General features: G+C 53.7%; 17 protein-coding genes and 1 tRNA gene. 14 read left to right on the forward strand and 4 right to left on the reverse strand.

Features of this window, described 5'->3' with window-relative positions:
* The first annotated feature begins 47 nt into the window (after positions 1 to 47).
* The 7 genes from M6D81_RS26970 (at position 48) to M6D81_RS27000 (ending at position 7224) form a co-directional block, all read left to right on the forward strand.
* Positions 48 to 1802, forward strand: coding sequence for a tetratricopeptide repeat protein (locus M6D81_RS26970; RefSeq protein ID WP_262680282.1), 1755 nt, complete (start codon positions 48 to 50; stop codon positions 1800 to 1802).
* A gap of 25 nt (positions 1803 to 1827) precedes the next feature.
* On the forward strand, positions 1828 to 2775 hold the full coding sequence (gene trxB, locus M6D81_RS26975) for a thioredoxin-disulfide reductase (protein WP_262680283.1): 948 nt from the start codon (positions 1828 to 1830) through the stop codon (positions 2773 to 2775).
* 256 nt (positions 2776 to 3031) lie between these two features.
* The gene (locus tag M6D81_RS26980) at positions 3032 to 3982 is read left to right on the forward strand and encodes an ROK family glucokinase (protein ID WP_262680284.1); all 951 of its coding nucleotides are present in this window, start codon (positions 3032 to 3034) and stop codon (positions 3980 to 3982) included.
* A 15-nt stretch (positions 3983 to 3997) separates the two neighbouring features.
* Positions 3998 to 4885, forward strand: coding sequence for an RNase adapter RapZ (gene rapZ / locus M6D81_RS26985; protein WP_262680285.1), 888 nt, complete (start codon positions 3998 to 4000; stop codon positions 4883 to 4885).
* A gap of 12 nt (positions 4886 to 4897) precedes the next feature.
* Positions 4898 to 5884 (forward strand): gluconeogenesis factor YvcK family protein, encoded by a 987-nt coding sequence (locus tag M6D81_RS26990; protein WP_262680287.1) that lies wholly within the window; start codon positions 4898 to 4900, stop codon positions 5882 to 5884.
* A 6-nt stretch (positions 5885 to 5890) separates the two neighbouring features.
* Entirely contained in the window at positions 5891 to 6832 is a 942-nt protein-coding gene (gene whiA / locus M6D81_RS26995; protein ID WP_262680289.1) for a DNA-binding protein WhiA, read from the forward strand.
* A gap of 122 nt (positions 6833 to 6954) precedes the next feature.
* Entirely contained in the window at positions 6955 to 7224 is a 270-nt protein-coding gene (locus tag M6D81_RS27000; protein ID WP_262680290.1) for an HPr family phosphocarrier protein, read from the forward strand.
* Between the two features lie 239 nt (positions 7225 to 7463).
* Here the strand turns inward: M6D81_RS27000 and M6D81_RS27005 are convergent, their stop codons facing one another.
* The 4 genes from M6D81_RS27005 to M6D81_RS27020 all read right to left on the reverse strand — a co-directional run bounded on the left by M6D81_RS27005 (position 7464) and on the right by M6D81_RS27020 (position 10417).
* Positions 7464 to 8384, reverse strand: a complete 921-nt coding sequence (locus tag M6D81_RS27005) for an L-lactate dehydrogenase (protein ID WP_262680291.1) — start codon at positions 8382 to 8384, stop codon at positions 7464 to 7466.
* A gap of 41 nt (positions 8385 to 8425) precedes the next feature.
* Positions 8426 to 9220, reverse strand: coding sequence for a formate/nitrite transporter family protein (locus M6D81_RS27010; RefSeq protein ID WP_262680292.1), 795 nt, complete (start codon positions 9218 to 9220; stop codon positions 8426 to 8428).
* 254 nt (positions 9221 to 9474) lie between these two features.
* Positions 9475 to 10059 (reverse strand): ATP-dependent Clp endopeptidase proteolytic subunit ClpP, encoded by a 585-nt coding sequence (gene clpP, locus M6D81_RS27015; protein WP_262680293.1) that lies wholly within the window; start codon positions 10057 to 10059, stop codon positions 9475 to 9477.
* A 283-nt stretch (positions 10060 to 10342) separates the two neighbouring features.
* Positions 10343 to 10417 (reverse strand) — tRNA-Arg (locus tag M6D81_RS27020).
* Between the two features lie 250 nt (positions 10418 to 10667).
* Between M6D81_RS27020 and M6D81_RS27025 the strand changes: the two genes are divergently transcribed.
* The 7 genes from M6D81_RS27025 (at position 10668) to M6D81_RS27055 (ending at position 20496) form a co-directional block, all read left to right on the forward strand.
* A complete protein-coding gene (locus M6D81_RS27025; protein WP_262680294.1) occupies positions 10668 to 11696 on the forward strand; it encodes a sugar-binding transcriptional regulator in 1029 nt (342 codons plus the stop codon).
* 110 nt (positions 11697 to 11806) lie between these two features.
* Positions 11807 to 12811, forward strand: coding sequence for a type I glyceraldehyde-3-phosphate dehydrogenase (gene gap, locus M6D81_RS27030; protein ID WP_262680295.1), 1005 nt, complete (start codon positions 11807 to 11809; stop codon positions 12809 to 12811).
* 168 nt (positions 12812 to 12979) lie between these two features.
* Positions 12980 to 14164 (forward strand): phosphoglycerate kinase, encoded by a 1185-nt coding sequence (locus tag M6D81_RS27035; RefSeq protein WP_262680296.1) that lies wholly within the window; start codon positions 12980 to 12982, stop codon positions 14162 to 14164.
* An 18-nt stretch (positions 14165 to 14182) separates the two neighbouring features.
* Positions 14183 to 14938, forward strand: a complete 756-nt coding sequence (gene tpiA / locus M6D81_RS27040; protein ID WP_262680297.1) for a triose-phosphate isomerase — start codon at positions 14183 to 14185, stop codon at positions 14936 to 14938.
* A 1-nt stretch (position 14939) separates the two neighbouring features.
* The gene (gene gpmI, locus M6D81_RS27045) at positions 14940 to 16475 is read left to right on the forward strand and encodes a 2,3-bisphosphoglycerate-independent phosphoglycerate mutase (RefSeq protein WP_262680298.1); all 1536 of its coding nucleotides are present in this window, start codon (positions 14940 to 14942) and stop codon (positions 16473 to 16475) included.
* Between the two features lie 54 nt (positions 16476 to 16529).
* Positions 16530 to 17822 carry a phosphopyruvate hydratase gene (gene eno / locus M6D81_RS27050; protein ID WP_262680299.1) on the forward strand — a complete coding sequence of 431 codons (1293 nt, stop codon included), beginning with the start codon at positions 16530 to 16532 and terminating at the stop codon, positions 17820 to 17822.
* 382 nt (positions 17823 to 18204) lie between these two features.
* Positions 18205 to 20496: a helix-turn-helix domain-containing protein gene (locus M6D81_RS27055; protein WP_262680300.1), complete on the forward strand. Its 2292-nt coding sequence runs from the start codon at positions 18205 to 18207 to the stop codon at positions 20494 to 20496.
* Positions 20497 to 20598: the final 102 nt, after the last annotated feature.

A 20598-nucleotide genomic window follows, 5' to 3' on the forward strand; every position in this document is an offset into this window, starting at 1 on the left:
CTATGGTATAATCGAAAAAACAAACGGTCAAAGGAGGTGCCTTGCCCATGAAAGGGAAGGAGCGTGTCGCAGCTGGCGGGCAGACAAAAATCATACCGATACAATGGGATGCTACGTTTTTCTTTGAGCGGGCTGTTCGTTCGCTGGATCGATTCCACTATGACAAGGCACTGAAGTACTTTCGGCGCGCGGTCGAATATGAACCTGACAATCCGGTCAATCATTGCAATATGGCCGGCATTCTGTCAGAGCTTGGAAACTATGAGGAGTCCAACAACATATTAAGCTGGATTGTGACGGAGCTGGACCCCACGATGACGGAGTGCCACTTCTACATGGCGAACAATTACGCCAACATGGATCTGTTCGAGTCGGCGGAGCGTTCCCTGATTCAATATCTGCAGGAGGATGCGGACGGCCAATACCTGGATGAAGCGGAAGAGATGATGGAGCTGCTTCGTTACGAGCTGGAACGGCCTACTCCGGTGACGAACATCAAATCCCGTGAGGGCATGGTGGAGCATGACGGGGCCAGAGCGCTGCTGGAGGAAGGGAAATTCGCGGAGGCGGTCCGTATTCTGGAGGATATATTGCAGAAGCAGCCGGAATTTCTCGCGGCCCGCAACAATCTTGCGCTGGCTTATTATTATATGGGGTTGTTCGATAAAGCGAAGACTACGATTGCGGACGTACTGAGCTACGAAGCCGGCAATCTGCATGCGCTATGCAATCTGGCGATCTTCTATCAGCATGAGAGCGACAGAGACAGCCTTGATCCGTTAGTCGAGCAGCTGAAGAAGACGGTGCCATTCCATCAGGAGCATGTGTTCAAGCTGGCGACAACGATGGGCATTCTAGGCGAGCATCAGTCCGCTTACGGGCACTTCAGCCGCTTGGTGAAGGAGGGAGCGTCACCTCAAGACCCCTGCTTGTATCACTATACTGCGGTTGCCGCATGCAACATCGGCAGGCTGCAGGAGGCTGAGCGGCTGTGGAAGCAGACGATGAAGCTGGACCCCGGCTCCAGCATTCCGCTCTATTATATGTCCCAATTGAAGGAGAGGCAGGAGGGAGGGACGACAGCTCCCCTTAGCTATCACTACCACTTGCCGTTCGAGGAGCAGCTCAAGCTGTGGGAGAAGTCTTCCTCGGGCATACCGGATTACTTGAAGCGTGATCCGTTAGTTCGTTCTTCCTTCTTCTGGGCGCTGCGGCACGGAGATCAGCACACGAAGCTGCAGGTCATACAGGCGTTCGGCATGATCGCGGACAACGAAGTGAAGGAAGCGTTAAGCTCCTTCCTGATGGAGCCGGAGGAAGACGACTACTTGAAGCGTATCGCGATCTTCGTGCTTCGCAATATGGGGGTTCGGGGAAGTCTGAAGGCTGTCCTGGAAGGGAAGGAGCTCATCATTGAGAGCAACAGGATGCCTTCGCGTCTGCCGGTGTGGCATGACAAGTGGGAAGCCGTGGCGCAGGAGGCGCTCAGCCGGATGGCGAAGCATTATGATCTGGTGCAACAGCATGATATGATGACATTATGGGTGGAGTTTCTGTCCCGTGTGTATCCTGGCGTACCGAAGCTGGCGAAGTCGGAAGGCTGGGCGGCTGCGCTGGAATATTTGACCGCCAAGATGCATCGCAGGACGATATCCTATCATGAGGTGTCGGTACGATACAGCGTATCCATCTCTACAGTAAGCAAGCACGTGAAGCTCATCGATGAAGTGTGCGGCATCAAGGAGAAAATGAAATCAATCAGCTCCGTATTCTCCGGGCATGATACGAATACGGAAGACTAGCGTAAACTGCGAAGAGGTGAAGGGGATGTACCAATCCATTATTATCGGCACGGGGCCTGCAGGGCTGACAGCTGCCATCTATCTGGCCCGTGCGAATATGAATCCGCTTATTATCGAAGGTCCCGAACCGGGCGGCCAGCTGACGACAACGACCGACGTAGAGAACTTCCCGGGCTTTCCGGACGGCATTATGGGACCAGATCTGATGGCGAATATGCGCAAGCAAGCGGAACGCTTCGGCGCGACCTTCATGACGGGATGGGTGAACAGCGTCGATCTGTCGGAGCGTCCGTTCAAGCTGCAAGTGGAGGGCAAGGGCGAGATCGTCGGCGAAAGCCTTATTATCTCGACAGGCGCTTCCGCGAAGTATCTGGGCATTCCGGGTGAGAAGGACAATGTCGGCAAGGGCGTCAGCACTTGCGCAACCTGCGACGGCTTCTTCTTCCGCGGCAAGCGCATCATCGTTGTCGGAGGCGGGGATTCCGCGATGGAGGAAGCGAACTTCCTGACGAAATTCGCTACCAATGTAGAGTTGGTGCATCGTCGCGATGAACTGCGTGCATCCAAGATTATGCAGGACCGCGCTCGCGCCAATGAGAAAATCAGCTGGAGTCTGAATCGTACGCCGGTGGAAGTGGTTGCGACAGGAATGGGCGTAACGGGACTTAAGGTGCGCAATAACGAGAGCGGCGAAGAGGAAGTGATCGAAACCGACGGCATGTTCGTCGCGATCGGACATACGCCGAATACGAAATTCCTGGACGGTCAAGTGGATACCGACGAGCAGGGCTACATTAAGGTCAAGCCGGGTACCTCGGAGACCAATGTGCCAGGCGTATTCGCCTGCGGAGACGTGCAGGACAACAAGTATCGCCAGGCGATCACTGCCGCGGGCAGCGGATGCATGGCGGCACTGGACTGCGAGCGGTTCCTGGAAGGAAGCATGACGCACGATTGGAGCCAGTCCGTCTAAACGGCTGATCGTCCTATTTCCTGGAAATATGCAAGACTGGCGGAGAGACAACGAGGCTGCATCTGACGAGTAGACGCTCTAGGGTGCAGCTTCTTCATTTACCGCCGTGGAAGCGGGATCGATAGAGACAGCAGAGTGCGAAATAGCTGGCTGCTGCGCCCTTCTCGGGCGATTGCCACTGCGCTTGACCAGAGTTGGAACAACGCTTATAGTTGGAACATAGAAGAACTTTATATATGGATGAGGTGGCTATTGGATGTCTGAGAAGATTTACGTAGGCGTTGATGTCGGCGGAACGACGGTCAAGGTCGGCATATGCGATGCGGAGGGACAACTGCTTCACACTTTCGAAGGGTCAACAGAGGTGAACAAGGGTCAGGATGCCGTCCTTCATAACATTGCAAAATATGCGAGAATGATCGTGGAAGAATCACCATATGCCTGGGAGCAGGTGGATGGCGTCGGCGTGGGCATCGCGGGATTCCTGGACATTCCGAGAGGCTATGTCAAGTATTCGGCGAATCTCGGACTTCGAGACGCAGACTTGAAGGGCTACCTGGAGCAGGAGCTGCAGAAGACGATCAAAGTCAACAATGACGCCAACGTAGCGGCACTGGGCGAGGCTTGGGCAGGCGCGGGTCGCGGCGTAGACCATTGCGTATGCTATACGCTGGGAACCGGCGTCGGCGGCGGCATCATCATCGACGGTCGAATCGTAGAAGGCTTCGCCAGCATGGCGGGCGAGCTGGGGCATATCGCTATCGTGCCGGATCTGGAAGCGATCCAATGCGGCTGCGGCAAGATGGGCTGTCTGGAGACGGTATCTTCCGCAACGGGTATTATTCGCATGGCCAAGGATGCAGTAGAGCGCGGCGATCGTACGACGCTGGCGGAGGTGGATGAGATTATGGCCAAGGACGTGATGGACGCCGCCAAGGCAGGCGACGAAGTGGCGAACCGGATTATTAGCCGGGCTGCATTCTATCTGGGCAAATCGATGTCCATGATGGCTATTGCGCTCAATCCAAAATGCTTCATCGTAGGCGGAGGGGTATCCAAAGCCGGAGATTTCCTATTCGACCAAATTCGTGAAGTGTTCGAGAAGTATACGCTTGATCAAGCGAAGGAAGGCGTCACTATCGTGCCGGCAACGCTCGGCAACAATGCTGGTGTCGTAGGTGCAGCGGGTCTTATTCTAAGAGGATAGTAGGTGTGGAGACTCATGGAGACGACAGCAACCTTATCGAAGCTTGTCATTATTACGGGTATGTCGGGTGCGGGCAAGACGATTGCTGTCCAAAGCCTGGAGGATCTCGGATTTTTCTGCGTTGATAATTTGCCGCCGGTGCTGATTCCGAAGTTCGCGGAATTAATTGAGCAGTCGAACGGCAAAATAGGGAAGGTAGCTCTTGTCATCGACTTGCGCGGACGGGAGTTCTTCACTGCGCTGTCGGAATCGCTGGCTTATATGAATGACCATCATACGATCAATCTTGAAATATTGTTCCTGGATGCCAAGGATGAAGTGCTGGTTCAGCGGTATAAGGAAAGCCGCCGCCGCCATCCGCTTGCACCCGACGGATTGCCGCTTGAGGGCATTCATGCGGAGCGGAGACTTCTCGAGGATTTGAAGGGTTCGGCTTCTCTCGTGATCGATACGAGCGGGCTGAAGCCGCAAAACCTGAAGGAACGCATTATTGCTCAATTCACCAGCGTGGAACAAAGCACATTGTCCGTCAATGTAACATCCTTCGGCTTCAAATACGGCATTCCGATCGATGCTGATCTGATATTCGATGTGCGATTTCTCCCTAACCCGCATTATGTGGAAAACTTGCGGCCCAATACAGGACAGCACCCCGATGTATATGACTACGTGATGAAGTGGCCGGAGACACAGCAATTTCTGACGAAGCTTCTGGATATGCTCCAATACTTGATCCCGCTGTACCGCAAGGAAGGCAAGAGTCAGGTTGTCATCGGAATCGGCTGCACAGGAGGCAAGCACCGATCCGTTGCGATTGCCGAATACTTGGGGAGAATGCTTGGCAGCAGCGATACGGAGACGGTGCGCGTCAGCCATCGCGACTCCCAGCGCGACAAGCATTGACGGGGGGAGAGCATGCAGACGATACAGAAAGTGATCAGGCGTCCCAAAATCGTCGTCATCGGCGGCGGTACGGGACTGTCCGTCATGCTGCGCGGATTGAAGGAGAAGCCTCTGGATATTACAGCGATCGTGACAGTCGCGGATGACGGGGGAAGTTCCGGCATCTTGCGCAATGAATTGCAAATCCCGCCGCCGGGCGATATCCGCAACGTACTGATGGCACTGGCCGATACGGAGCCGCTCCTGGCAGAGGTACTGAATTACCGGTTCAATAACGGGACTGGATTGGTAGGCCACAGCCTCGGCAATCTGATAGTGGCCGCGATGACGGACATCTCCGGCGACTTCGTGACCGGGGTACGTCAGTTGAGTCAGGTGCTTGCGGTGCGAGGCCGTGTGCTGCCTGCAGCGGATCGCGCCATCGTGCTGAGCGCGGAGATGGAGGACGGGACGATTATTACGGGAGAATCCATGATTCCGAAGGCCGGCGGCAGAATTGCAAGAGTATTCCTGGAGCCGCATGATGTGGAGCCGCTGCCGGAAGCGGTGGAAGCTCTGGAGAGTGCGGACGCGATATTAATCGGTCCCGGCAGTCTTTATACCAGCATAATGCCCAATCTGATCGTCCCTAAGCTGGCGCAAGCTATTGTTGCTTCGAATGCGGTGAAGCTGTTCGTCTGCAATGTGATGACGCAGCCGGGAGAGACGGATAATTATACGGTAAGTCAGCATTTGGACGCTGTGTATCGGCATATTGGTCATCATTTATTCGATTATGTTATAGTTAACAATGGTGATATACCGCCGCAAGTGGAAGACCGTTACGCCGAGAAAGGAGCCAAAGCCGTTCGCCTTGACATGGATGAGGTGAGCAAGCGGGGCTATAAGGTGATTGCGGACCGGCTTGTACTGTTCCAGACGTTCCTGCGTCATGATGCAGAGCGGTTGAGCCACCATATTTACAAGCTTGTGGAGAACTGGATGTTACGAAAGAGGTGATGAACGATGTCATTTGCGGCGCAAACGAAGAAGGAACTGACGCTAATCGAGACGGACGGATGCTGCGAGAGGGCCGAACTTGCCGCCCTTATCCGAATGAACGGCTCAGTCAGTTTATCAAGCCGCAAGATCGTTCTGGACATCTCGACCGAGAATGCCGCTATTGCCCGAAGAATCTATTCCTTAATCAAGAAGCACTTCGATGTGCACGTAGAGCTGCTTGTCCGCAAGAAGATGCGCCTGAAAAAAAACAATGTGTATATCGTGCGGATGCCCACCAAGGTGCAGGAGGTGCTGAGCGAGCTTAAGATCGTCTCTGAAGGCTTCAACTTCAATCCCTCTATTGACCGGGGCATCATCCGCAAGTCCTGCTGCAAGCGTTCCTACCTGCGCGGAGCCTTCCTGGCGGGAGGCTCGGTGAATAATCCCGAAGGCTCCTCCTACCATCTGGAGATTGCTTCGATGTATCAGGAGCATTGCGAGGCGCTTGTGGACTTGGCGAACAGCTTCAAGCTGAACGCAAGGTGCATTGAGCGGAAGAAGGGCTTCATCTTCTACATTAAGGAAGGCGAGAAAATTATCGAGCTTCTGAACATCATCGGAGCGCATCAGGCACTATTCAAGTTCGAGGATGTTCGGATTATGCGCGATATGCGCAACTCCGTTAATCGGATTGTCAATTGCGAGACGGCCAACCTGAATAAGACGATAGGCGCCGCTGTTCGGCAAATCGACAATATAAAGCTGCTGCAGAAGGAAATCGGGCTTGAAAATCTGCCCGATAAGCTGAAGGAAGTGGCGGAGGTTCGACTGCTTCACCCGGATTCCAACCTGACCGAGGTCGGAGAGATGCTGAAGGGGAAAGTAAGCAAATCCGGGGTCAATCACAGACTTCGCAAAATAGACGAACTTGCTGAAAAAATACGCAGCGGAGCAAGTTTTACCTAGTGCAATTAGGCGTAAAATGATATAATGAGATGTAAAAGTATTTTGCTTGGTGGTCATATCAAGGGTACTCTTCATCACATCGCGCATATAAGGACTTCATTAAATATAGGGGGTATGATTCCATGACAAAGCTTCCAGTTGTTGTTCGTCTGAGAACGGGACTTCATGCAAGACCAGCAGCGCTGTTCGTTCAAGAAGCGAATAAATTCTCCTCTGAGGTATTCGTGGAGAAGGACGATAAGAAGGTTAATGCGAAATCCATTATGGGTATTATGAGCTTGGCGATTAGCTCAGGTACAGAAATTTCCATAAGTGCTGACGGATCGGACGCGGAACAGGCTGTAAACGCTTTAGTTGCTCTTGTCAGCAAGGAAGAACTGGAAAACCAGTAAGACCAGTCTGATGCACATGCGAAGTGGTTTTACTTTGCGAACCTTTAGGCTGATCTTTTTTGAAAAGCCGAGGGTACAGGTTTTCTCATCCTATAAGCCCAGCATAAACGCGCTTGTACTGAGCTTATAGGGATAAGACAAATTCCATAATGGAAAAAGAACGTCCCGGACTCGCTCCTGAAGGAGTGAATCCGGGACGTTCTTTTTTTTGCCGGTATAACGCAGGAATCAGATGAGGTTCAGGCTTGCTCCATATCGGCGATGATCGACTTCATCTTGTTCGCCGATAGCCGGAACAGCTCTTGTTCTTGCTCAGTCATCGTCAGCTCCAGAGTCTCCCTGATGCCGTTGCGGTCGACGATGCATGGGACACCAAGGTAAGTGTCGGCTTCTACGCCGCAATAAGTGCCTAACATCGTGGAGACATTCAGTACGGCGCCTTCATCTCGGAGAATGGCTGTACAGATTCGGTCGATAGCAAGTGCAATCGCATAGTATGTAGCGCCTTTCGCTTCGATAATGCTGTAAGCCGCGTCTCTTGTGTTGACGAATATCTCTTCCTTGTCCTCCTGCGAGAGCTGCAGCTCCACCCCGGCGATGTTGGCCAGGCTCCATAGCGGCACTTCCGAATCGCCATGCTCGCCAACGATATGGGCATGTACGCTGCGCGAGTCGATGTGAAGCTTCTGGCCGATCAGATAGCGGAACCTTGCGCTGTCCAGAAGTGTCCCGGAGCCGATAACGCGTTCCGCGGGCAAGCCGGACTTCTTCCACGCGATATAGCTCATTATATCGACGGGGTTGGTCGCGATTAGCAGGATGGCCTCTTTATTATGTGGAAGAATTTGATGTATGATGCTGTCGAATATGTCGGCGTTGCGTCTCAACAGATCCGTCCGGGTCTCTCCCGGCTTCTGCGCTGCGCCTGCGGTAATAACGATAATGTCGGCCCCTGCGCAATCCTCGTAAGTTCCCGCCCATACTTTGGCTCCGCCGAGGAACGGCATGCCGTGGTTCATGTCGAGAGCGTCTCCCGCCGCCTTATTGTGATTGCTGTCGATAAGCACCAGCTCATCCATCCGGTTCCGCAGCAGCAATGTATAAGCTGTTGTTGCGCCTACGGCTCCCGTTCCGATAACGACTACTTTTGTTTTTTTCATAGTGAAATTCTAGTCTCCTTCTATCTGGATAAGTTTCTGGCTTAGGCTTTGTTTTCTCCATCGTTCAGGAATGGTTTGTTGACGAAATAATACATCCAGCCCATCAGCACGCTTCCGCCAATCAGATTGCCAAGCGTGACAGGAATCAAATTGCGGATAGCCCCTTCCAATGAAACGATGGTACCATCTTGCACGACCATCGCGATCGCGAACGTACACATATTGGCAATGCTATGCTCGTAGCCGGAGATGAAAAAGCAGAAGACGAATAGCATCATGGCGAACATTTTGGCGCCGTCGGTCTTCATCCACATCGGAATGAAGAAGGCGAGACAGACAAGCCAGTTACACAATATGGCTCGGAAAAACAGCTGCATAACCGGTGTGTTCACCTTCTTGTCCGCCACTTCCAGCAGGAAGCCGTTCACGTAGTCGCTGTCGAACAGTCCGGTTGACCAGATCAGGAAAGCGAATGCGGCCGCTCCCAGCACATTGCCGGAATAACTGGTAATCCACAGCTTGATCGTATCCGTCCATCTCATCTTCTTGCGCAATGCGGCGTAGCTGTAGTAGAACGTGTTGCCTGTGAACAGGTCTCCTCCTCCATAGCTGATGAGAATAATCGCCGTTCCGAAGGTTAAGGCTGCTATCGGATAGGCAAGCGGAGAATGCTCTATATAGAAGTAGCTTCCGGTCTTGAAGGCGACAATGACCCCGAAGCCAATGAACATGCTCGCCAGCATGGATCTGGATAAGGAAATGATGATGCTCTGCTTGAACACTTTCAGCTTCTTCAATGCTAATTGTTCGACTTGCCGTAGCGGTTCGGCTTCCATCGCGCTGCCCCCTCATTGCTATCCCGGCTGCTTCACCGGGTGCATAATCTGTTGCGGTGCTGTTACCCTGCTGTCGCTCCGCTGTATTCTTCGTATGCAAAGGATAGCATCACAGAAAAGGGGGAGATGTGATTATTGTCACTATAAGCGAACAAGAGCCCTTAATTCCAAGTTTATGGAATGAAAGGCTCTTGTCAAAGCTGTGACTCTGCCATGAAGAACATGTTGCTTCAATTGCGCCAGGTTGCGTCTTATTAATCGATGCGCTCGATGACCTTATCGATCAAGCCGTATTCACTCGCCTCGGCGGCGCTCATGAAGTAATCGCGATCGGTATCTTGCTCGATGCGGCTAAGCGGCTGTCCTGTGCGCTCTGCCAAGATGTTGTTCAACTTGTCGCGCATCTTGAGGATGCGGCGCGCGCGAATTTCGATGTCGCTGGCCTGCCCTTCGGCTCCGCCAAGCGGCTGGTGAATCATGACCTCGCTGTTCGGAAGGGCATAGCGCTTGCCCTTGGCTCCTGCCGCCAACAGGAACGCGCCCATGGATGCGGCCATGCCGACGCAGATGGTGGATACGTCAGGCTTAATGTACTGCATCGTATCGTAAATGGCCATTCCTGCCGTAATGGAACCGCCTGGACTGTTAATGTACAACGAAATATCCTTATCGGGATCTTCGGCTGTCAGGAACAGCATCTGTGCAATGATGGAGTTCGCTACGACATCGTTGACGCCCGATCCCAGAATGATGATGCGATCCTTCAACAGGCGAGAGTAAATATCGTAGGAGCGTTCACCGCGATTGCTTTGCTCGATTACCATTGGAACAAAATTCATATCCAACCAATCCTCCTTCGAAAGTATGTTCTCTATATATCTTAATGTATTCCTATAATAACGGATAAAAAAACAAAAGTCAAAGAAAGTCAAACATTCCACTCCGGTAGAGGGAGTAGCGAGGGACGGATGAAGGAGCGGGACAGGATGCTGCGGGGCTGCAAGACATGCGGCATTGGCTGGAGTGCGGAACGTGGCCTGAGTATCGGATGGCAGTGATACGGTCATGAAAAAAGCTGCCCGGCGACAAAAAGTCGCATGGCAGCTTATGTATGCTCTATAGTGGCGCGCCCGCTAGGAATCGAACCTAGATCTCAGGCTCCGGAGGCCTACGTCATATCCATTGGACCACGGGCGCAAAAACAGTAGCAAAATTGATTATATGACATTCTCGTTCTGAAAGCAAGAGCAATCTCCAAATAAATATTTTGTGAAATTGTCGAGTAATCGTTTCCATCAAGGCTCCGGCACTTGCAGAACGTGAGATTATTCGGTAATATAAGGGTGGGACTTAAAATGAAGCGCCGGGACATTATATGTCCCGAGGTGGAAAGTTCCAATATTCGATAAGAGTCTCTGGCTCTGACTGATGGAGAGAAGGAGAGCAAATGCGTCAGCTCATTGAATTGCAGCAGCAGCTTGTACCGGATCTTCTCAATACGATGAGGAAACGATATGCCATCCTGCATCAGGTCATGCTGTCGGATTCGATCGGCCGGCGGACGCTTGCGACCGAGATGGCGATGACGGAGAGAGTGCTGCGTGCAGAAACCGACTTTCTGAAGGAGCAGGGGCTGCTGGAGATTCACTCCGCCGGGATGCGGATCAGTGAAGCGGGCAAGGAGCTACTGGAGCAGCTTGAACCGCTCTACAAGTCGTTATTCGGCTTGTCATCTCTGGAGAAGGAGCTGCAGGACGAATTCGGCTTATCGCGCGTGGTTGTCGTAGCAGGCGATTCCGAGAGCTCGCTGCAGACGAAGCGGGAGCTGGGAAGAGCGGCCTGCCAAGTGCTGCGGGAGACAGTGAGGCAAGGGGATGTTGTGGCGGTAACAGGCGGCACGACAATTGCCCAGGTAGCCAATCAGCTCGTATTGCCGGCATCGGCCAAGGATGTATGGTTCGTGCCTGCGCGCGGAGGTCTTGGCGAAAGCCTGGATTATCAGGCCAATACGCTCGCTTCGACAATGGCGAAGCGTACGGGCGGGCATTATCGACTGCTGCATGTACCTGATTTCCTGGGCGAGGAGGCTTACTCGTCAATTATGGGCGAGCCGAATATACGGGAGATTGTCGATGTGATCCGAAGCTCGCGTATAGTCGTTCACGGGATCGGCGATGCGAAGGTGATGGCCAGACGCAGAAGGTTGAAGGAGACGGATGTGGCGGCGATGACCCAAGACGGTGCGCTGGCAGAGGCATTCGGCTACTACTTCGACCGGGATGGCGCTGTCGTCCACAAAATGCAGACTGTAGGGTTACGACTAGAGGATATTGTGAACACTGAAGTTGTTATCGGCGTTGCCGGAGGCAGAAGCAAGGCGGATGCCATTGCATCCATTATGCGCTTCGGGCACAACGATGTTCTCATCACCGACGAGGCTGCCGCTACTTCAATAGTAGAGATGACTCGGAGATGAGAGTTAGTATGGCGGGCATCATGACAATGCAACGCATAAGGCGAGAGCCTGTGCCATGCAATGTCTTGAAATATATTTTGCATCATACAAATGCTTAGGAGGAACTACAAATGGTTAAAGTTGGTATTAATGGTTTTGGTCGCATCGGCCGTAACGTGTTCCGCGCTTCCCTGAACAATCCTAATGTCGAGGTAGTAGCGGTTAACGATCTGACAGACGTGAAGACACTGGCTCATCTTCTGAAATACGACACAACTCACGGCAAGCTGGACGCAACTGTTGAAGCGAAAGAAGGCGCGTTGATTGTTGACGGACGTGAGATAAAAGTATTCGCGGAGCGCAACCCTGCCGATCTGCCTTGGTCCTCTGTAGGCGCTGAAATCGTAGTAGAGTCCACTGGTATCTTCACTGCGAAGGACAAAGCTGAGCTTCATCTGCAAGGCGGCGCGAAGAAAGTGATCATCTCCGCTCCTGCAACGAACGAAGACATCACAATCGTAATGGGCGTTAACGAAGACAAATACGACCCTGCGGCACATACCATTGTTTCCAACGCATCCTGCACAACGAACTGTCTTGCTCCATTCGCGAAAGTGCTGAATGACAAGTTCGGTATCGTGAAAGGCATGATGACAACTATTCACTCCTACACGAACGACCAAAGCGTACTGGATCTTCCGCATAAAGATCTTCGTCGCGCTCGCGCAGCTGCCGAGAACATCATTCCTTCCACAACTGGCGCAGCGAAAGCTGTATCCCTTGTACTGCCTGAGCTGAAAGGCAAGCTGAACGGCATGGCTATGCGCGTTCCTACGCCTAACGTATCCGTAACTGATCTTGTAGCCGAGCTGAAAGTCGACGTAACGGTTGAAGAAGTGAACGGCGCTCTGAAGGCTGCTGCAGAAGGTCCGCTGAAAGGCATTATGAACTACAACGAAGAGCCGCTTGTATCCAGCGACTACAACACAGATCCTGCATCCTCCACAATCGACGCTCTGTCGACTATGATCGTAGAAGGCAACATGGTGAAAGTGGTATCCTGGTACGACAACGAGTGGGGCTACTCCAACCGTGTAGTTGACCTGGCTGCTTACATCGCAGCGAAAGGTCTGTAAGAGGAGACAAGCGGGCAGGACTTCAGCGTTCTGGCTGTCTCTGCGAATGAGCTTTGGCCCCAAGGCCTTGTGCCCTGAAGCAGGGTCCCGCCATGAGGGCGTTCCTTCCCTGGAAGGGGCGCCCTTCTCCTGTTTTCTTCGCAATATAAATCTGGGAGGGTTCCATTCATGAATAAAAAGAGCATACGCGATGTGGCTGATCTGGCCGGCAAAAGAGTGTTCGTGCGCGTGGACTTCAACGTGCCGATCGAAGACGGCAAAATTACCGACGACAAGCGGATCCGCGAGACGCTTCCTACTATTAACTATCTGATCGAGCAAGGCGCAAAAGTGATCCTGGCGAGCCATCTGGGCCGTCCGAAGGGCGAAGTGGTCGAGGAGCTGCGCCATACGGCATCCGCTGTACGTCTCTCCGAGCTGCTGGGCAAGTCGGTGACGAAAGCCGACGAAGCGATCGGCGAGAAGGTGGAAGCACAAATCGCTGCGATGCAGAACGGCGATGTGCTGCTGCTTGAGAACGTGCGCTTCTATGCGGGTGAAGAGAAGAATGATCCTGAGCTGGCGAAGGCGTTCGCGAAGCTGGCCGACCTGTTCGTGAACGACGCGTTCGGCGCAGCTCACCGCGCACATGCTTCTACAGAAGGCATCGCGCACCTGCTGCCGGCCGTATCCGGTCTGCTGATGGAGAGAGAGCTGGATGTGCTGGGCAAGGCGCTTCACAATCCTGAGCGCCCGTTCACGGCAATTATCGGCGGCTCCAAGGTGAAAGATAAAATTGCGGTTATCGACAAAATGCTGGAGATCGCGGACAATATTATTATCGGCGGCGGCTTGTCCTATACCTTCTTCAAGGCGCAAGGCCACGAAGTCGGCAAATCGCTTCTGGACGAGAGCAAGCTGGATCTGGCGCTCGGCTTCATCGAGAAGGCGAAGCAGCTGGGCAAAAACTTCTATATGCCGGTTGATATTGTGGTAACGGACGATTTCAGCCCGACGGCGAATACGCAAATCGTAGACGTGGACGGCATCCCGGCCGAATGGGAAGGTATCGACATCGGACCGAAGACGCGCGCCATCTACGAAGACGTCATCAAAAATTCCAAGCTCGTCGTATGGAACGGACCTATGGGCGTATTCGAGATTGAGCCGTTCTCCCATGGCACGCTTGCTGTAGCGCAAGCTGCGGCAGAGACGTCCGCTTACACAGTCATCGGCGGCGGCGATTCCGCTGCAGCGGCTGAGAAGTTCGGCCTGGCGGACCAGATGGACTTCATCTCTACAGGCGGCGGCGCTTCTCTGGAGTTCATGGAAGGCAAGAAGCTGCCGGGCGTAGAAGCTCTTAACGACAAATAAGCCTAAGGAGGCACAAGCATGAGCAGAACACCGATTATTGCGGGCAACTGGAAAATGTTCAAAACGGTATCCGAAGCGCAAAGCTTCTTCGCAGAAGTGAAGGGCAAAGCGGAGGTGGAAGGCGTCGAGGCAGTTATCTGCGCGCCTTATACGAATCTTCCCGCTCTCGTCGAAGCGGCGAAGGGGACAAGCATTGCGATCGGAGCGCAAAATGTCCACTTCGAGGATAACGGAGCTTTCACTGGCGAGATCAGCGGAGGAATGCTGAATGAGCTTGGCGTGACGTATGTCATCATCGGCCACTCCGAGCGCCGCGCTTACTTCGCAGAGTCGGACGAGATCGTGAACAAGAAGGTTCACGCCGCATTCAGACATGGGCTTACTCCAATCGTATGCGTAGGAGAGAAGCTGGAGGAGCGCGAAGCGGGTGCGACGAAGGAAGTATGCAAGGTGCAGACGGAGGCGGCGTTCGAGGGTCTGTCCCGGGAGCAAGCGGCAGCTGTCGTTATTGCGTATGAGCCAATCTGGGCGATTGGAACAGGCAAATCCTCCACATCCGAGGATGCGCAGGATGTCATTGGCTATATCCGCGGCATCGTGGCGGGGCTGTACGACGATGCGACAGCCAGCGCCGTCCGCATTCAATACGGTGGCAGCGTAAAGCCGAACAACGTAGCGGAGTATATGGGCCAGGCGGATATCGATGGCGCGCTCGTCGGCGGCGCAAGCCTGGAGCCTGCATCTTATATCGCTCTCATCGAGGGGGCCAAGTAAGATGGCTGAACGCAAACCGGTAGCATTAATTATTATGGACGGCTTCGGATTGCGCGATGATGTCACGGGCAACGCGGTTGCGCAAGCGAACAAGCCCAACTACGACAAATACTTGCAGCAATATCCGAATACCACTCTGACGGCGTGCGGTGAAGCGGTAGGCTTGCCAGAAGGGCAGATGGGCAACTCGGAGGTCGGCCATCTGAATATCGGAGCGGGACGTATCGTGTATCAGGACCTGACCCGGATCAGCAAGTCGATTCGTGAAGGCGAGTTCTTCGACAATGAGACGCTGCTTGCCGCAGTGAGGCATGCGAAGGAGAAGGGCAAGAAGCTGCATCTGTACGGTCTGCTGTCCGACGGCGGCGTGCACAGCCACATTGCCCATCTGTTCGCCTTGCTGGAGCTGGCCAAGAAGGAGAGCTTGAAGGAAGTCTACATCCATGCGTTCCTGGACGGGCGCGATGTCGCTCCGGACAGCGCGAAGGGTTATGTCGAAGCGCTGCAGGCGAAGATCGACGAGTTGGGCGTAGGCCGCATTGCGACGGTGCAAGGCCGCTACTACGCGATGGACCGCGACAAGCGCTGGGAACGTACGGAGAAGTCCTACCGGGCGATGGTATATGGCGAAGGGCCGCAGTACACCGATCCCGTGGAAGCGGTAGTTGAATCCTACGCGAAATCCGTATATGATGAATTCGTTATGCCAACGGTTATCGTGGGCGAGGATAATAAGCCTGTCGGTCTCGTGGAGTCGGAGGATGCCGTCGTATTCTTCAACTTCCGTCCCGACCGTGCTATCCAACTGTCGCAAGTGTTCACGAATGAGGATTTCCGCGGCTTCGATCGCGGAGAGAAGTGTCCGAAGCATCTTCACTTCGTCTGTCTGACCTTGTTCAGCGAGACGGTCGGCGGTTATGTCGCTTACTCGCCTAAGAACCTGGACAACACGCTGGGCGAAGTGCTGGCGCAGAACGGCAAGACCCAGCTGCGTACGGCGGAGACGGAGAAGTATCCGCATGTCACGTTCTTCTTCAGCGGCGGCCGCGATGTCGAGCTGCCCGGCGAGACGCGCGTGCTGATCAATTCGCCGAAGGTGGCGACGTACGATCTCCAGCCGGAGATGAGCGCCTACGAGCTGGCGGAATCGACCGTGCGGGAGATTGAAGCGGATAAGCATGACGCCATCATTCTGAACTTTGCCAATCCGGATATGGTCGGCCACTCCGGCATGCTGGAGCCGACGATCAAGGCGGTGGAGACGACGGACGAGTGTCTCGGCAAAGTGGTGGAAGCGGTGCTGGCGAAAGGCGGCGTCTGCATTATTACGGCGGACCATGGCAACGCGGATATGATTAGCGATGAGAATGGCCGTCCGCATACGGCGCATACGACGAATCCCGTTCCGCTCATTGTCACAAGAGAAGGTCTGGAGCTTCGCGACGGCGGCATTCTGGCGGATATCGCGCCGACGATGCTGGAGCTGCTGAAGCTTGACAAGCCGGCTGAGATGACAGGGCAATCGCTTATCAAGTAAGGATCGAGCAAGGCCAACAACAACACTAATTGAACATTGAAGGAGTGTCTATTCATGTCCATGATCGTTGACGTATATGCACGCGAAGTGCTGGATTCCCGCGGGAATCCTACAGTTGAGGTAGAAGTAACGCTGGAATCTGGCGGTAAAGGCCGTGCTATCGTGCCTTCCGGCGCATCCACAGGCGCATATGAAGCGGTAGAGCTGCGCGACGGCGACAAGTCCCGTTACCTGGGCAAAGGCGTACTGAAAGCAGTAGAAAACGTAAATACATTGATCGCACCGGAAATTATCGGTCTGGATGCATTGGATCAAGTCGCAATCGACCGCAAAATGATTCAAATCGATGGCACGCCTAACAAAGGCAAGCTGGGCGCCAACGCTATTCTGGCTGTATCCATGGCCGTAGCGCGCGCTGCTGCAGACGCGCTGGACGTATCGCTGTACACTTACCTTGGCGGCTTCAACGCGAAAACTCTTCCTGTACCGATGATGAACATCATCAACGGCGGCGAGCATGCCGACAACAACATCGACGTGCAAGAGTTCATGATTCTGCCGGTTGGCGCTGCGGACTTCAAAGAAGCGCTTCGCATCGGTGCGGAAATCTTCCACAACCTGAAGGCTGTATTGCATGACAAAGGTCTGAACACGGCAGTTGGCGACGAGGGCGGCTTCGCGCCGAACCTGGGTTCCAACGAAGAAGCGATCACAACGATCATCTCCGCAATCGAGCGCGCCGGCTACAAGCCTGGCGAAGACGTATTCCTGGGCATGGACGTTGCATCCACAGAGTTCTACAAGGATGGCAAGTACGTATTGTCCGGCGAAGGCAAGTCCTTCACTTCCGCAGAGTTCGTGGATCTGCTTGCTTCCTGGGTGGACAAATATCCGATCGTATCGATCGAAGACGGCTGCTCCGAAGACGACTGGGACGGCTGGAAGCTGCTTACCGACAAGCTGGGCGGCAAAGTTCAGCTCGTGGGCGACGACCTGTTCGTGACGAATACAGAGCGTCTGTCCGACGGCATCGAGAAAGGCGTGGGCAACTCCATTCTGGTTAAGGTGAACCAGATCGGTACGCTGACAGAGACGTTCGACGCAATCGAAATGGCGAAGCGCGCAGGCTATACTGCAGTCATCTCCCACCGTTCCGGCGAGAGCGAAGACAGCACGATCGCTGACATCGCGGTGGCGACTAACGCTGGCCAGATCAAGACAGGCGCGCCATCCCGTACAGACCGCGTAGCGAAGTACAACCAATTGCTCCGCATCGAGGACCAACTGGGCTCTACGGCGCAATACGGCGGCAAAGCTGCTTTCTATAATCTGAAAAACTTCAAATAAGATCGCAGTGCCGCTTAAGGCACGGCAATCGGAAAGCCGCTTCCCGAGATCATAATGGTCTCGCGAAGCGGTTTTTTCTATTGGAGCCGGAAGGCAAGCCTTTTACCTAATCATATTGTCTGAAATTAGTAATCGATTAGAGGGCAAAAGAGGTGGCATCTGCGTACAAGCTCATGTATAATTATTTTGCTATTGCTGTTCTAACTATGATATTTGAAAGCGTTATCAAGTATTGCTCACGAGTAAATGTAAAACTTATACATTTTCTTTTTAATATTGTAAAAATTAATATGATTAAAGACGATATATGCTATACAGACACAGATAGAGATGCACACTGTGGTGCAGATGCGAGATAGAGAAACAAAGGGGGTTGTAATGAATGGGGAAAGCGCGTGGCAATCATGTGAAAGTACTTCTGTATTATTTCATTCCGTTCGCGCTGCTGCTTGCGCTATTCGGCGGCGCAGGGCTGTTCATCTATGAAAGAACGGCGCAGAAGGTGGAGTCGAACGCTCAAAGCACGGCGCAATATATGCTGGTGCAAATGCAAGAGAATCTGGAGCGACGGTTCGTCGAAGTGGAGACAATTGCGATGCAGGTCGCCAGCAACACGAAGGTATTGTCGTTCCTGCAGGTGAAGGACCCGTTCCGCGACAGCAATCCTTACCGCATTATTGATGTGAAGAACGACCTGTTCGACTATTCGCTCGTCAATCAATTCCTCATCGATTATTATGTCATCTACCCCGAGAGCGAGCTGGCCATATCGCCCAAGAGCGTAAGCAAGCTGCGGCAGCTCTACGATCTGAAATTCCAATATGAAGGCGTCTCGTATGAAGAGTGGAGGGAAATGCTGTTAAGCAATGACCGCTCCAAGCAGTATGTGCCGGGAAGGGCGTCATTGTACCAAGGGAAGTCCTCCTCCGTCGTCACATTCCTGCAGCCGTTCGGCACGGGAACTCAGAACGGGCAAGTGCTGATGCTCATCGACAATACCCAGATCCGGGGCATGCTGTCCAACCTGACGCTAAGCGGCGGCGTGGCGTTCATCGCCAACAAGCAAGGCGAGCTGATCAGTTCCTTCGGCAACGGCCCGTTCAGCCTCTCTCTGACGAGTATGAAGGACGGCTATTATCATATGGAGGTAGGCGGGGAGAATATGTACGTCACCCGCATCAGCTCGAGCTACAGCGGATGGACCTACGTAGCGCTGCAGCCGGAGAAGAAGCTGATGGAGAGGGCGGAATATATCCGGGAGACATTCCTGACAGTTCTCGTCATCGCGCTGCTGGGCGGTCTGCTTGCCGCACTCTACTTCTCTTATCGCAACAGCCAATGGCTATGGAAGATGCTGCGGCTGCTGCCGGAGCAGCGCGGCGTGACGACCAACACCGCATCCGTACGTCATACAATGGATTATGTGGGACAGTCGGTGACGAGTCTTATCTTCAATCATGAGACGCTGCTTGCGAAGCTGGACGAGCAATTGCCCTTGCTGCGCAGCGCCTTCCTGGGCAGGCTGCTGCGCGGCCAATTCCCTTCGAGCCGGGATATTGAACTCGCCATGGAGCACTCCAAGCTGTCCTGGGAAGGCCGCTATGTTACGGTCGCCATCCTGCAGCTGGCCAGCTATAAGGGAGCTTATACGGAAGAAATATTGGACGAGCTGGACATCCAGAAGCTAGGAATAAGGGAGCTAATCACGAAGGAATATGCCGGCATGGTCACAACGCTTGATCTTGACGAGCATCAGATCGCCTTGTTCCTTCATGGCGACGCCTCGTCCCGGAAGCGCTTCGAAGAGAAGACGCGCCAGCTGCTGGAGGAACTGCAGAGCGGGATAAGCGAGAAGCTCGGCGTGCTGACCTATATTGCGGCTGGCGGCAGCTGCAGTCAGTTGACGGATGTCAGCCGTTCCTACCAGGAGGCGGGCTTCCTGCTTGACCGCAAGGAATGGTCGGCGGAACAGCCGGTCGCTTGCCATGGCGATATCGGGACGATAGCGATTCAAGCCTACTTCTACCCGTCGGATCTGGAGCAGCGGTTGATGGGGCTTGTGAAGTCCGGCAACAGCCAAGAGGTGAAGGGTGTGCTTGCCCAGCTGGCGGAGAAGAATGTACAGGAGCGCTCGCTGCCGCATTCCGTGGGCAAAATCTTCATTCACGAGCTGTCCGGCACGTTGCTGAAATGCTGCGAGCAGTCGACCATTCCCGCAGAGGAGCTGCATGACGAGCGCGAAGGCGCGCTGCTGGCGACGGAGCCAAAGCGGACGATGGAGGAAAGCCTGGAGCTGCTTGGCGATGCGTTCCTCAGCTTATGCGACAAGCATCATGACCGGAAGAAGAGCCATAACGACGAATTGAAGGAACGGTTGATCGCTTATGTCGAGCAAAACTACAGTCGTACCGATCTGGGCCTGACGCTGCTGGCGGAGGAATTGCAAACTTCGGAGACGTATATTTCATACTTTTTCAAGGAGCAGACAGGAGTCAACTTCTCGGAATATGTGGAGCGGCTGCGGATGAACGCGGCCCGGCAACTGCTGAAGGAAGGCGACGCATCGGTGAACGAGATCGCCCGTCTGGTAGGCTATTATTCCCTGAACTCCTTCAGCCGCGCCTTCAAGCGGGCCAACGGCATCAGTGCTACGGAATACCGCAAAGGCAAGTGAGGAAAGCGGTTTCTAAAGATTTGCACACGGCATGAATAAGGAATAATGATCATAATAAAGCGCTTTCTTGAATGAGGAATAGCGTTAGAATATGTCATATTT

Origin of the sequence: Paenibacillus sp. J5C2022, from assembly GCF_025567625.1 — a bacterium.
Lineage (GTDB): Bacteria > Bacillota > Bacilli > Paenibacillales > Paenibacillaceae > Pristimantibacillus.